The 14107-nt window shown below is 45.5% G+C and carries 15 protein-coding genes; 10 read left to right on the top strand and 5 right to left on the bottom strand.

Features of this window, described 5'->3' with window-relative positions; all coding sequences use genetic code 11:
• Positions 1–221: 221 nt before the first annotated feature.
• Entirely contained in the window at positions 222–2432 is a 2211-nt protein-coding gene (locus JGK22_RS30610) for a peptidase domain-containing ABC transporter (protein WP_293214362.1), read from the top strand.
• A gap of 253 nt (positions 2433–2685) precedes the next feature.
• Here JGK22_RS30610 and cimA read toward each other — a convergent pair whose 3' ends face one another.
• Positions 2686–4299: a citramalate synthase gene (cimA, locus tag JGK22_RS30605; protein ID WP_293186815.1), complete on the bottom strand. Its 1614-nt coding sequence runs from the start codon at positions 4297–4299 to the stop codon at positions 2686–2688.
• A 116-nt stretch (positions 4300–4415) separates the two neighbouring features.
• Here cimA and JGK22_RS30600 point away from each other — a divergent pair, with 116 nt between their 5' ends.
• Both JGK22_RS30600 and thiO read left to right on the top strand, forming a co-directional pair.
• Positions 4416–4754: a 2Fe-2S iron-sulfur cluster-binding protein gene (locus JGK22_RS30600; protein WP_293186814.1), complete on the top strand. Its 339-nt coding sequence runs from the start codon at positions 4416–4418 to the stop codon at positions 4752–4754.
• Between the two features lie 191 nt (positions 4755–4945).
• Positions 4946–6034, top strand: a complete 1089-nt coding sequence (thiO, locus tag JGK22_RS30595) for a glycine oxidase ThiO (protein ID WP_293193584.1) — start codon at positions 4946–4948, stop codon at positions 6032–6034.
• 100 nt (positions 6035–6134) lie between these two features.
• Here thiO and JGK22_RS30590 read toward each other — a convergent pair whose 3' ends face one another.
• The 3 genes from JGK22_RS30590 to JGK22_RS30580 form a co-directional block, all read right to left on the bottom strand.
• Positions 6135–6602 carry a hypothetical protein gene (locus JGK22_RS30590; RefSeq protein ID WP_293193586.1) on the bottom strand — a complete coding sequence of 156 codons (468 nt, stop codon included), beginning with the start codon at positions 6600–6602 and terminating at the stop codon, positions 6135–6137.
• A 284-nt stretch (positions 6603–6886) separates the two neighbouring features.
• Positions 6887–7312, bottom strand: a complete 426-nt coding sequence (locus JGK22_RS30585; RefSeq protein WP_293208717.1) for an MAPEG family protein — start codon at positions 7310–7312, stop codon at positions 6887–6889.
• A gap of 18 nt (positions 7313–7330) precedes the next feature.
• Entirely contained in the window at positions 7331–7753 is a 423-nt protein-coding gene (locus JGK22_RS30580) for a DUF6220 domain-containing protein (RefSeq protein ID WP_293208715.1), read from the bottom strand.
• 90 nt (positions 7754–7843) lie between these two features.
• Here JGK22_RS30580 and JGK22_RS30575 point away from each other — a divergent pair, with 90 nt between their 5' ends.
• The 5 genes from JGK22_RS30575 to JGK22_RS30555 all read left to right on the top strand — a co-directional run bounded on the left by JGK22_RS30575 (position 7844) and on the right by JGK22_RS30555 (position 12397).
• A complete protein-coding gene (locus JGK22_RS30575; protein WP_293186809.1) occupies positions 7844–8560 on the top strand; it encodes a LuxR C-terminal-related transcriptional regulator in 717 nt (238 codons plus the stop codon).
• Positions 8561–8688: 128 nt separating this feature from the next.
• Entirely contained in the window at positions 8689–9786 is a 1098-nt protein-coding gene (locus tag JGK22_RS30570; protein WP_293193596.1) for a fatty acid desaturase, read from the top strand.
• A gap of 105 nt (positions 9787–9891) precedes the next feature.
• Entirely contained in the window at positions 9892–10896 is a 1005-nt protein-coding gene (locus tag JGK22_RS30565) for a methyltransferase domain-containing protein (RefSeq protein WP_293314381.1), read from the top strand.
• 377 nt (positions 10897–11273) lie between these two features.
• Entirely contained in the window at positions 11274–12053 is a 780-nt protein-coding gene (locus JGK22_RS30560) for a class I SAM-dependent methyltransferase (protein WP_293186806.1), read from the top strand.
• Between the two features lie 14 nt (positions 12054–12067).
• Complete coding sequence (locus JGK22_RS30555) at positions 12068–12397, top strand: cupin domain-containing protein (RefSeq protein WP_293186805.1); 330 nt, start codon at positions 12068–12070, stop codon at positions 12395–12397.
• Between the two features lie 427 nt (positions 12398–12824).
• Here JGK22_RS30555 and JGK22_RS30550 read toward each other — a convergent pair whose 3' ends face one another.
• The gene (locus JGK22_RS30550) at positions 12825–13526 is read right to left on the bottom strand and encodes a Crp/Fnr family transcriptional regulator (protein ID WP_293208711.1); all 702 of its coding nucleotides are present in this window, start codon (positions 13524–13526) and stop codon (positions 12825–12827) included.
• Between the two features lie 129 nt (positions 13527–13655).
• Between JGK22_RS30550 and JGK22_RS30545 the strand changes: the two genes are divergently transcribed.
• Positions 13656–13778 (top strand): hypothetical protein, encoded by a 123-nt coding sequence (locus JGK22_RS30545; RefSeq protein WP_293186803.1) that lies wholly within the window; start codon positions 13656–13658, stop codon positions 13776–13778.
• A gap of 22 nt (positions 13779–13800) precedes the next feature.
• A partial coding sequence (locus JGK22_RS30540) for a helix-turn-helix domain-containing protein (RefSeq protein ID WP_293233283.1) occupies positions 13801–14107 on the top strand: 307 nt, incomplete at its 3' end.

The following is a 14107-nucleotide window of genomic DNA, read 5'->3' as shown; positions in this document are numbered from 1 at the left end:
AAACTGTGGTCGTCGGCGCCGTTGGGTTGTGTACCGCCGCAATTGCGACGGTTCCTTCAGAAGAGTAGTTCGCTACGGCTACTGGTAAAGTTTAGTGCTCTGAATTCAGCTCTATAACTTTTGATCGAGAAAGCACCCATAACTTTATGGGTGCTTTTTGCTGATTGGGTAGTTGGTGATGAGTAATCTTCTTTATGCTCTACCATTATTCATTTTGCAAAATGTTAAAGAACATCCCTTTGATCGGCAAAATGCCATTATTCGGACAAGTTAACAGGTTTAAGAAATATCAGGTTGTACTCCAGCAGAGCGAAGAAGACTGCGGGGCGGCTTGTTTGGCTTCGATCGCCAAATTTTACGGACAGAATTTTACCATTAGCCGCTTGCGAGAATCTGCGGGTACAGGCCAAAAGGGGACGACTCTGCTGGGCTTGAAACAAGGCGCTGAGGCGGTGGGCTTTAATGCTCGATCCGTGCGAGCAGCGGCTGCTATTTTAGACAAAATTGACGAAGCACCTTTACCGGCTATTATTCACTGGAGCGGGTACCACTGGGTTGTTTTGTACGGAAAGCAGGGCGACAAATATGCGATCGGCGATCCGGCTGTCGGTATGCGCTATATTTCCAAAGAAGAATTAGCAGCAGGTTGGACAGATTGGCTGTGCTTGCTAGTAGACCCAGATCCCGATCGATTTTTTGCCGAAGCAGACGGCCAACCGCCCGCCAATTCGTTACAAAAATGGACGCGCCGGGTTTGGATTTACCGCCAGCTTTTAATGGAAGCACTGTTGATGAATGTGGTGTTGGGTTTGCTGTCGATTGCTTCACCTTTTCTGGTACAACTGCTCACCGACGACATTTTGGTGCGGGGCGACACGCAACTTTTGGCAAGTGTGGCGATCGCAGTTATAGTTATGAACCTATTTAGCAGCAGTTTAGGATTAGTACAGTCGAACTTAATTGCTCAATTTTCCCAGCGTTTAGAGTTGGGATTGGTCATGGAATTTGGGCGTAAATTCCTGCGATTGCCTTTAAGCTTTTACGAAACCAGACGCAGCGGCGAAATCGTCAGTAGATTACAAGATATCCAAGAAATCAATAAATTAGTTTCTCAATTTGCGATCAGCTTACCAAGTCAATTTTTTATAGCTGTAGTTTCTTTTATTTTCATGTTGTTTTACAGCAAGGAACTGACGCTGGCAGCTACAGTCATCGCTTTGTTCATGACTGCCTCTACAGTAGTTTTTCTGCCCGTATTGCAGCAAAAAACGCGGAATTTATTTGTACTGGAAGCAGAAACTCAAGGCGTTTTAGTAGAAACATTTAAAGGCGCGCTGACCGTCAAAACGACTAGCAGCGCCCAGCAACTTTGGGAAGAATTTCAAGGTCGCTTCGGTCGTTTAGCGAGTCTTACTTTTCGCACTACACAAATTGGCATTCTCAATAATATCTTTTCTGGCTTTGTTGCTTCAGCGGGCAGCATTACCCTGCTGTGGTTGGGCAGCGGGTTGGTGATTGACAAGGCATTGAGTATCGGTCAGTTGCTAGCATTTATTAGCATGAATCAAAACGTTACTACTTGGGTGACTTCCTTGGTCGAATCTACTGATGAAATGGCTCGCGTGCAGACAGCAACTCAACGGCTTTCGGAAGTCATAGACGCTGAGCCAGAAAGTAAAAGCGATATTAATAAACCTGTGGTAACGCTTCAAGGCGGCGACGAAATTGTTTGTAAGAGTGTGAATTTTCACTACCCAGGCAGACTTGACTTGTTGGAAAATTTTTCTGTGACGTTTCCGGGCGGTCACGCAATTGCTTTAATCGGTTATTCTGGTTGTGGAAAAAGTACGCTAGCTAAGGTAATTGCTGGTCTGTATCCGCTGCAATCTGGTAATGTGAGAATTGGCGGTTACAATTTGCAGGATTTGTCTCTCGATTGTCTCAGACAGCAGGTGGTTCTTGTTCCCCAAGAAGCTCATTTCTGGAGCCGTTCGATTCTCGATAATTTTCAGTTGGGGAGTCCCGATGCCACTTTTGAACAGATTGTGAAAGCTTGCAAAATTGCCGGGGCGGATGAATTTATAAGCCAATTACCGGATAAATATCAAACTGTTTTAGGGGAGTTTGGGGCGAATATTTCGGGGGGACAAAGACAGAGATTGGCGATCGCCCGTGCCATTCTCAATAACCCGCCCGTGTTGATTCTAGACGAGTCTACCGCAGGGCTAGATCCCGCCAGCGAAGCGGAAGTCTTGGAAAATTTGTTGATGTACCGGCAGGGGAAAACTACGATTTTTATCAGTCACAGGCCCCGAGTGATCGATCGCGCCGATTGGATTATCATGTTAGAACGCGGCAGGTTGAAACTGCAAGGATCTGCTGCAAAATTGCGATCGATTCCCGGAGATCACTTAGAGTTTTTGGAACCTTAGACAAAATTGCAAAAATAATTAGGACGGGCTAGAAGCCCATCCCACAATAAAAAAAATTGTGGAACGGGCATCTTGCCCGCCCAATCTATGATTGTGCTATGATTGTGGAACGGGCATCTTGCCCGCCCAATCTATGATTGTGGAACGGGCATCTTGCCCGCCCAATCTATGATTGTGGAACGGGCATCTTGCCCGTCCAATCTATGATTGTGGAACGGGCATCTTGCCCGTCCAGCTATTGTTGCAATCTTGTCTAATGCACCCGACAAACTAGGGGAATCGCCTCCTGATTTTCCAACACCAAACCGTACTCCAAACCCTCAACAACCGCCTGACAAGAAGCATCCAAAATATTACCAGAAACCCCAACCGTCGTCCAACGATCGTGACCGTTACTAAACTCAACAAACACGCGAGTTTTAGCCGAAGTTCCCGCACCAGAATCCAGAATTCGCACCTTGTAATCTGTCAGATAAAAATGCGCTATCGCCGGATAAAAATTCACCAAAGCTTTCCGCAAAGCCGCATCCAAAGCCGAAACCGGGCCGTTTCCTTCCGCACATTCCAGAATAATTGTACCGTTGACTGACAATTTCACAGTGGCTAAAGCCGTACAATCTTCGCCAACCTTATCGCAGTGAACTTGAAATCCATGAATTTCAAACCACCGCTGCCGCTTTTCCAAAGCTTCCCGCATCAACAATTCAAAAGACGCCTCAGCACCCTCAAATTGATATCCCTGACTTTCCAAATCTTTCAACTTTTCCAGAATTTGGCGGCAAGCAGGATTTTTGCGATCGAGTTCAATACCAAAAGTCTTAGCCTTCGCCAAAACATTACTCAAACCCGATTGATCCGAAATCACAATTCGCCGGATGTTGCCGATTTTTTCCGGTTCCAAGTGTTCGTAAGTTAACGGATTTTTTTCAACCGCCGATACGTGAATTCCGCCCTTGTGAGCAAAAGCCGAAAGGCCAACAAAAGGAGCGTGATCGTCGGGAGCAAGATTAACAATTTCGCTGACGGAGCGACTGACTTGAGTTAATTTCGCTAATTGCTCATCTTGAATGCAATCATAACCCAACTTGAGCTGAAAATTAGGAATCAAGGAACACAAATTAGCATTACCGCAGCGTTCGCCATAACCGTTAATAGTTCCCTGTACCATCGTCACCCCTTCCCGCACACCAGCCAGAGCATTAGCAACGGCAACTCCAGAGTCGTTGTGAGTGTGAATTCCTAACTGTAATGATTGAGTTAGTTCAGTTCCTAAAGCCGCTAAAACATCACGCACAACTTGACTAACTTCGTCAGGCAAAGTACCGCCGTTGGTATCGCAAAGCACCAGCCATTCTGCACCAGCATCCGCCGCTGCCATTAAAGTTTTAATCGCATACTCGGGATTGTGTTTGTAGCCGTCAAACCAGTGTTCGGCATCGTAAATAACGCGCCTTCCCTGACTCCGTAAATATTCAATAGTATCTCGAATCATCGCCAGATTTTCTTCTAACGTCGTCTTCAAACTTTCAATTACGTGCAAATCCCACGACTTGCCAAACAGCGTTACCCAGCGAGTCCCCGCAGACAAGATAGGCTGCAACATTTCATCATTGGCTGCCGTTTTTCCCGGTCGTCTGGTCGAACAAAAAGCGACAACTTCTGCTTGAATTAATGGCTGTTCTTTGAGCCGCCAAAAAAATTGTACGTCTTTAGGATTTGCTCCCGGCCAGCCACCTTCAATAAACGGAATTCCTAAACTGTCTAACTGTCGAGCAATTCGCACTTTGTCTTCGAGAGATAAGCAGAGTCCCTCGCACTGAGCGCCGTCTCGCAGCGTGGTATCGTAGATCCAGAGCCGATTTTTCATGGGAATTCTCAATTCTCAATTGGTAATATATCACTTATCATATTAGATGAAATTATTTTAAATAAATGCGATAATATATAGGAAAATTAACATAAATCTAATCGGGGTAAATTACTGTGGTTAAGGTACAAGCGCAAGGAAAAACATTTGAGTGCGATCGCGGATCGAATCTCCGTGAAGTCTTGCTCAAAAACGGCATCGATCTCTACAACGGCAACGCCAAAGTCATCAACTGTCACGGTTTGGGGACTTGTGGCACCTGTGCCGTCACCATCGAGGGCGAAGTTTCCGAGTCCGAGTGGCGTGAAAAAGCGCGACTTTCGATTCCTCCCCATTCTCCCGCATCAAACCGCCGTTTGTCCTGCCAGACTAAGGTTTTGGGCGATATTAAGGTGACAAAATATGATGGTTTTTGGGGCCAGGGCTCGGAAACTGTATGGAAACCTCAAGGATAGATTTTTGGTGCAGGAAGGCTGATAAGCTGTAGTGCATTTAGATTGCATATTTTGGGTGGTGCTGCGAAGCCCACCCCACAAGAAAATATGTAAGACTTGCCCCAAAATTCTAACTGTAAGGTGCGAACACCAGCACCTTACCCTCAAGAAGGCCCCGAGGTAAAAAAGCCAGACAGTCCATAGAAAAGTCAATGAATTCATCTCAAGATATTCTGATTATTGGTGGCGGAATTATCGGCCTTTCCCTAGCAGTTGAACTGAAATTGCGAGGGGCATCTGTCGCTGTTCTTACCGCCGATTCTCCACAACCGACGGCCCGGGCTGCTGCCGGAATGCTCGCTCCCCAAGCGGAACGAATTCCCCCCAGTCCGATGCTGGATTTGTGCTTGCAAAGTCGCGCGCTGTATCCTTCCTGGGTGGAACGCCTGGAAGAGATTACGGGGTTGAAAACGGGGTATTGGCGATCGGGAATTCTCGCACCAGTTTGTCAAAACGATCCTCAACAACAGCCGCTATTGTCAAACCTTAACTCTCATTGGTTAGACAGAGATACTGTTCGCCAGCACCAGTTTGGATTGGGTGAAGAAGTAATCGGTGGTTGGTGGTATCCTGACGACGCTCAAGTGGACAACCGCGCTTTATTTCGGACGCTACAGAGCGCAACCAAAGAATTGCAAATTGAGATTATTCAAGATACTGCAAAGGAAATTATTCGGCATGGAAACCGAGTTTTTGGCGTAGAAACAACGGCAAGAAAATTGCAAGCTGACCGTTATGTTTTGGCGGCAGGGCCTTGGTGTGAGAAGTTATTGAATGTTCCGGTTTTTCCCAGAAAGGGGCAAATGCTGTCAGTGTGCGTACCAAAAGATTGTGCAGTTATGCAGCCATTGCAAACAGTTTTATTCGGGACTGGCATTTATATTGTGCCGCGTCAAGATGGCAGAATTATTATTGGTGCAACTAGCGAGAATGTGGATTTTACCCCTGGAAATACTCCAGCGGGAATTCAAAGTTTGCTAGCAGGAGCGATTAAGTTATATCCCGAATTGCAGAATTATCCGATTCTAGAGTTTTGGTGGGGATTTAGGCCGGCTACTACGGATGAGTTGCCGATTTTGGGCGCTTCTGCTTGGGATAATTTGACATTGGCAACTGGGCATTATCGCAATGGCATTTTGTTGGCTCCGGTGACTGCTAAGTTGTTGGCTGATTTGATGTTAAATCGAAAGTTAGATCCGTTGTTGGCTGCTTTTAATTATGCGAGGTTTGCATTTTCCTGACATTCGGTTTAATCGTTCGGACTTTAGTCCTCTCTTTATAAAGATAAATGAAGCAGGACTAAAGCCCTTACTACGAACTTAATTTTGGCGTAAGTCCAAATTAGTTAGATTCCGTTTTTTTGGGTAGGTTCAATTCCCTGCATTTAAGCGCAGCCAAATCGTAAGCATTTTGGTAATCTTTACCGCCTAACATCACATCGCCGTAATATTCATAGGGTTGATTTCCGTAAACCGGCAGCGGATCGTCTTCTGGATAATCTTCTTTTGATTCGTCTAGAATTGCTTTGAGTTTCTTGACGCTCAATCGCTGGGCGGGGAAGTAATGAATGTCTTGAGCATTGAAGCCAAGATGCGGAAAAGTTGGGTCAACAATGCGCTCGTTGAGTTCAATCCAGCTATACTCGATGGGTTTGTAAGGCGCTCCGGGTGCAGCTAAAAAGCCTTGAACGTAGATTGCGCCTTCGGTGGTTAATGCTGCTTTGGAAGCGTTATCAAAGCAGTTTTTACGGTTGCTTTTAATGCGAGTGGCGATTTCAATAGAAAGCGTCTCGTCTAACAGTTCGCTCATGATTTATTCTAGTTGCGCGTGCGACTAAATTGTAGCAAGTCGGAGCTGCGATCGCAAAAAACGAACGATCGCCAATCACGATCGCTCCTCAAATTCCCGTTTCCACGAGTCGAGCCAAAATCCTCTGCGGTGGTGGATGTTGTGTCACATTTGGGTTTCGGGGGCGGTTTGTCAAAGGCGTAAGCGGGGGTGATACGCGCCGAAAAGTCGATCGCCCGCATCAACTTCCCGGCGGATAAAAATATTTGGGAGTCGCCGAATGTTTGAGAGTGCGATCGAGTTATCTATTTAGCAAAGTGGCTAAATGCTGCACGGATGGCGATGAACCACATCATCAGGGTTGAGAATAGGTAGAGGTAGAAGCGCAGCAGGATTAGATTGAATGTACAATGAACGATGCTGTGCAAAGCGCGAAAGCCAACGAAGATCCAAGCCGCATTCACATAAACTGCATCTACCTGGTTCGTGATGAAAAGGTATAGCACCAGCGCATAAAACAGGACGGGAATCTCGAACAAATTCTTGAAGTTATCGGACGGATTTGATACCTCTGGTGGCGAGATTTGTGCCAGCATACCAGGTACAGCCAGCTCCTTCGGGGCGAGCTTTGTATTGTTGAGGAAAGTGATACGGCGGATGTAGAGATAAACCCAGACTACCAGTGTCACAAACACCATTGCAAAGAAGGGACTAAAAATTGCATTTTGCATCGTTTTTACCTATAAAACTCAATTGTTCTGAAGATGGGCGGGCGATAAAATGCGCCCTACGCTATGTACAAGAGTTGAAGAAACAAAGACTAAGGTAAATCCAATCAGAGGATGGAGTACCTCTAGGTGAAAAGGAGTATTGAGATGAATGGTCAAAAATTGTAGTCCCAGCAGTACGGGTAGACTTGCGGTGAGACGTTGTATTTGAGGTGAGAATCGAGTCAGCAGCGACCATCCCAGTAATAATAATGACAGCCCGCTATATCCTCGGACTAGCCAAACATGAATATCCCACCATGCAGGATTGACAAAGTAAGCGAATCCAACCGTTAACAATTGAGCAATCAAGCAGAGGTTAAAGACGACTGAAGTCGCATAAAAGCCGATCGGCATCCAACGCATGGGAGTGCGATCGCGCTCAATTTCCGAATTGATGGTCATGTCACGTTATTTTTGATACTTTTGATAATATAAGCTGAGTAATTCAGCAGTCATAGACCCCGATCGGGTACACTTTTCGCTATCACGACGATGACAAATTCCTTACAGCATTTATTTGAAGCAATCAATCAAGTCAAAAACGAACAAGATCTGCGATCGCAAGTCGTGCCGCAAATCGGCGAGTATTTTGCCGCTAAGCGATCGGGAGTCTTTTTCTTTGACCAACTGCCTTTGTTAGATAAAAAATTTCATAAAACCCTGGAAATTGCACTATCGATCGAATATAATCCTATTGCGCGTTATCTAGTTGAGCGCCATGCTCCAGTCCACGAAGCACTGGTAGCATCACCCAAAGTTTGGACGATGATTTGTCCTCGCCCCGATCATTGGCACGTGATGGCGGGCCCGATTGTAAGTTGCGGTCAATTAGTCGGTGTATTCGGTTGCACTCGCGAACAGTCAATGTCTGCTTTTGATGCACAAAATTTAGCTGATTTGAGTGGAATTTGTTTGCACTTATCTGTCTGGAGTGCAACAATGCGATCGCCATACCAGCCTTTCAAAACCAATCGCTTAACGCCTCGTGAATTGGAAATTGCCGAGTTGGTGGCTTTGGGACGAACTAACGCCGAAATTGGGACTGAACTTTGGATTACTGAAAATTCTGTGAAGCAAGCTCTGAAGCGAATGTTCCGCAAGCTTGAGGTTTCATCCCGCGCGCAGATGGTGGCACAACTTTCTGCTACAAAATACGAGCCTAGTGTCAAGCAGTCTGTATCAAATTTGGTGCTCAACGGCGATCGATAACATTTTGCTTGCGCCCTCACCGATTAGCCAACCGTATAGTAGTATGGTATTATTTGATTTTCTGTCAATCACCTGCAATCTAAACTATATTCTCAGCTAAGCACTTATCCACACTACAGACATACTGAATGAAAAGCGCGATCAAAAAGTCGGATTTTGTGCTATCTCCTTACATGAAGAGCAACAATTTCAAAGCTACATACCAACTACTCAATACAGTCATCCCCTATACATTTTTATGGTTTTTAGCATTTAAAGCTGCTGCCATTTCTGTATGGCTGCTGCCACCGATCATCGTGTTGATGATACTCTTTTCAGGACGCTGTTTCTCCTTGATGCACGATTGCGGACACTATTCTCTGTTTAGTTCCAAAAAAGTCAATCGCACAGTGGGTTTTCTGCTAGGTATCATCAATGCAATTCCTCAGTACCCCTGGTCTAGGGGACACGCTTACCATCACAAAAATAATGGTAATTGGGATATGTACCGAGGCCCTTCGGCGTTGATTTCCACCGAAAAGTTTGCGGCACTCAGTCCATTTAACCAAAAGATATATCAGTTGCTCAGACACCCGCTGATGCTGTTTCCTGGTGGCTTTTTCTACCTGATTATCAAACCAAGACTCGCGCTAATATTGGGAATTGCTGGTTTTGTCAGACATACTTTTGATTGTCTCAATCAAGATTTAGGTATGGGTTTATCTAGAATAATTGCTTCCTACAAATCCAAACACTGGTATACGACGGCTGAGTTTTGGGATTTACTCTTCAACAATATTTGTGTGGTGGGTAGCTGGCTTTATCTGGGTAACTTACTTGGGTTTGGGTTTTTCTGGAGTGTTTACTCAATTGTGATGACTTGTTCGGCGGCGATATTTATCTGCATCTTCTTTGTGCAGCATAACTTTGAGGGTTCCTACGCTCACAAGACAGAGGGCTGGGACTATCTGCTTGGTGCGATCGAAGGTAGCAGTTATCTAAAATTACCAACTATTCTCAATTGGTTTTCGGCTGATATTGCTTACCACAATATTCATCATCTGTCTGAGCGAATTCCTAATTACAATCTTCGGGCGTGTCACAATGCTAATTTGCACCTGCTTGGTAATTCAAGAATCCTGACAATTCGCGAGATTCCTGATTGTTTTAAGTTCATTCTTTGGGATGCTGCTTCAGATAGTCTGCAATCGATCGCATCATTTAGACAACAAGTAGAAATAATTTGATTCCCGTACTATGCAACCCAACGATCGGCTTTTCGGGGAAGCTGTCAACTGTCAACTGTCAACTGTCAACTGCTATACATTCTGCTCTGGAAAGAAGGTAAAAAAATGAATTTATTTGTTGTTGTACTTGGAGTTTTGTTTGTACTGCTGGCGATCGCCCTTCTGATCTATTTAATCACGGCTCGCCCTTATCAATCATCGGACTCCGTGGCGAATTCCTACGACGAATGGACGGAAGACGGGATTCTCGAATTTTATTGGGGCGAGCACATCCACTTGGGCCATTACGGTGCGCCGCCACAACGCAAAGATTTCCTCGCAGCTAAATCGGATTTTGTGCATGAAATGGTGCGCTGGGGAGGCTTGGATAAATTACCTGCCGGCACTACAGTCTTAGATGTTGGCTGTGGAATTGGCGGTAGCAGCCGCATTCTGGCCCAGGATTATAAGTTTGCTGTCACGGGAATTACGATCAGCCCGCAGCAAGTTAAACGCGCTCAAGAATTAACTTCCCCAGAGCTCGATTTGCAGTTTCGGGTGGATGATGCTATGGCGCTGTCGTTTCCAGATGCGAGTTTTGATGTGGTTTGGTCGATCGAAGCTGGGCCGCATATGCCAGATAAAACCGTGTTTGCGAAAGAGTTGATGAGAGTCGTCAAGCCCGGTGGCGTGCTGGTTGTGGCGGATTGGAATCAAAGGGACGATCGCAAAATCCCGCTCAATTTCTGGGAGAAACCAGTAATGCAGCAACTGCTGGATCAATGGTCGCATCCGGCTTTTTCAAGCATCGAGGGCTTTTCAGAACTTTTAGAAGAAACGGGGTTTGTGGAGGGCGCTGTAACCACCGCAGATTGGACGCAAGAAACCCTTCCTTCCTGGATAGATTCTATCTGGCAAGGTATAGCTAGACCGGCCGGATTAGTGCGTTTTGGTGTATCGGGTTTCATCAAGTCTCTGCGAGAAGTACCGACTCTTTTACTAATGCGTTTAGCCTTTGGTGCGGGGCTTTGCCGCTTTGGAATGTTCCGCGCAATTCGAGCAAATTCGGTAGAGAGAAGACTGGCGGTTGAAACCGCGTCTAGACAGGCAAAACCCGCCTCCGCGGGTTGAAGATATTGCAATTAAAATTACGTGGGCTAGAAAGAAGACTGGCGGTTGAAACCGCGTCTAGACAGACAAAACCCGCCTCCGCGGGTTGAAGATATTGCAATTAAAATTACGTGGGCTAGAAAGAAGACTGGCGGTTGAAACCGCGGCTAGACAGACAAAACCCGCCTCCGCGGGTTGAAGATATTGCAATTAAAATTACGTTATTCTCTTCAGTCTCGCGTTGCGCGGACTTCGTTTGTGTAGACGCGGTTTCAACCGCCGTCTAGCGGTTTCAACCGCCGTCTTATCTTAGAGATAATTTGAATATGAGCTAGATCATAGAAAGCTTTGGAACAATTTGGCAAACTGAGAGTAAGGTTAAATAGGAGGTCAATTTTATGACCAATATTGCTCTCAATTTTAAGACTGCACCGGGGCATGAAGTGCTGGCGGCGGCTGGCAAGAAAATGCTGAGGCCGGGGGGAAAAGTTGCTACGGAAATGTTGTTTGAATGGGCGGATTTTCAAGCGGGCGAAACTGTTTTAGAGTTGGCTGCTAGTTTTGGATATAGCTCGATCGCCCTTGCGGAACGTTTTGGCGTTAAAGTAGTGGGAGTTGAGAAGAATCCCGACAGTGTGGCGCGCGCTCGTGCTAATGTTGCAGCAGCGGGTTTGGGCGATCGAGTCCAAATTGTCGAAGCAGATATTTTTCACTTGGATCGGATTTCCCAAGAGTTTGATTGGGTGTTGGCTGAAGCTATCCTGACGATGCAGTCAGGGTGGGGGAAAGCTAAAATTATATCGGGAATTTGCGATCGGCTAAAACCGGGCGGCAAGTTTCTTTCTCACGAACTTTTAGCTAGAAACCGAGAATCAGAAATTCACAAAGCTTTGTCGGAAGTGATTCGGGCTAATTCAACGCCTTTGTCTGAGTCTGGCCCGATTGCTGTTTGCCAAAACGCGGGTTTGCAAGTAGAAAAGTGTCAAACTGGGGCGATGGGACTCCTCAACTTGCCACGAATGGTTGAAGACGAAGGTTTTGTGGGTACTGTGCGGATTTTGTGGAATATTTTAAGTAAATCGCAAATTCGCGATCGTATTTTAGCAATGCGTCAAGTTTTCCAAAAGTACGATCGCGATTTAGACTACATCATCCTTTGTGCAACAAAACAATATTAAGGGATTCAAAAATCATGACTGCTACTCTTTTACCGTTAGAATCTTCCGCAATCCAACTCCGAGAAGCAATTGAATATCCCGCCGCCGGAGTGCTGAGCAAAATTTTAGTAAAGGACAATAATTGCCAGTATACCCTACTTTGTCTGGCTGCTGGTAGCGAGGTTTCCGAACACTCTTCGCCGCGCAATGCCACAGTTAATGTAGTCGAAGGAAAGGGAATTTTGACTTTGGAAGGTAAGGATATTGTCTTGGAACCGGGGGTGTTTGTTTTTATGCCCGCCCGTGCTCCCCACGCCTTGAAAGCTGAAGAAAACTTGGCGTTTATTTTGACATTTTCGGAGTAAAATAATACTGTCAATTCTGATTAATTTCAAGAAACTAGCATTAGTATTTTATTTGAAAATCAACCTCTCGATCCCCCTAGCCCCCCTTAAGAAGTAGGGTGGTTTTATTGTGAGGATAGGAAATATAAAAATACCAACAGTATCGCTCAAAGGTTGGCTCGCGCTTGGGCCAAGGTACGTAGTTGCGCTCTTAGCGTCTTTCCTAATATTATAAAGAGCGCTGAAGCGCAACTACGTACCTAATTTTTCTGACGACAATAAAACCGCCCTGCCTAGCCCCCCTTAAGAAGGGGGGGACAAGAGCATCAAAGTCGCCACAACGATTCGGGGAACCGAAGTTTTCTTCAAAGTCCCCCTTCTTAAGGGGGATTTAGGGGGATCAAAACTTAGCGATAAACCTACCGAATCAATGTACTTCTTCCCTTCATTAATCTATGTCTTCTCCAGAGGCGATCGCCTCCAGTTGTTTCCAATCCAACACAGTAATTTTTCCGCCTCGACTGTAAGATATAACTGGCTTGAGTTTCTTAAACAACCGCACGCATTCTTCGTAGGTGATGCCAATACTGCGAGCAATTTGATAGTAGGGAAAACGTTTTTCTAAACATACACTATTATCCACAATCTTCGTACCTTGCTCGATGCCAAAGTAATGAATGAATCTCGCCAGCCGCACGATCGCCCTTTCCGACACCAAACCGTGTACAGTCTCGTGCAGTTGCTGCAACCGCTGGTTAAAAACCGCCAATATTCGCAAAGCAATCTCAGGATTTTGCCGAATTGCTGCTAGCAAAAATTCCCGTTCTGTGGTAAGAACTTGCACGTCAGTTTCTGCCGTCACCGTTGCCGACGCAACTCCGTTACCCAGCAAAGCAGGTGCGGCAAAAATATCTCCCTGAAATAAAGTACGCAAAATTGTTTCTTTGCCCGCCGCCGCTGTTTTTGCTACCCGCAGCGAACCGCTCAAAAGCGTGTATAATTTTTCGGGGATGCGATCGCCCTCATACATCACAACTTCTCCCTGTCGGTAACTCCGAATTGCTGTATGTTCTTGCAGTTGCTCTAAATCAGTTCGGTTTAAGCTGGCAAATATCCCAATTTGGGCCAGTTGCTCAACGGTTGCTTTCATAAATTTAACTTGAGCCGGAGTCCATTCAGAGTATCATAGCGGTGAATTCAGAATATATCGAGGCTAGCAGAGCTAGTACCTAGCTAGCGATTAAATAGACAAGGTAGTACACTTGTAGACAAATCTACGATGTACCTGTTCAAACCCTGGGCGATTCCCAAAAAACCTTGGATTGTCAGTAAAGATACTCGCTTGCGCTGGGATGTTTCGGGGAAGTTACCAGCCAAACCTACCCTGTCGGGCGATCGGTGAAATACAGTATTGAGGTCGAACAATGCTTTTATCCATCAAAACAAAGTTAAAATTAAACAAGAGTCAGACAACTGTCATGAGCAAACACGCTGGAATAGCAAGGTTTACTTATAACTGGGGATTGGCTACTTGGAGTTACCTTTATCAAGATGGATTGAAGCCCAATAAATACCTGCTCAAGAAATTCTTTAACAATCATGTAAAGCCTGAGTTCACATGGATTAAAGAGGCGGGAATTTGCCAGAAGATAACTCAATATGCTTTCGACAATCTTGGTGATTCCTTCTCCTTATTTTTCTCAAAAAAAGCTGGATATCCCAAATTCAAGA

The organism is Microcoleus sp. PH2017_08_TRC_O_A, from assembly GCF_020738665.1.
Taxonomy (GTDB): domain Bacteria; phylum Cyanobacteriota; class Cyanobacteriia; order Cyanobacteriales; family Microcoleaceae; genus Microcoleus.
The sequence above is the reverse complement of the archived record's forward strand: the minus strand, read 5'-3'. Positions and strand labels throughout refer to the sequence as shown.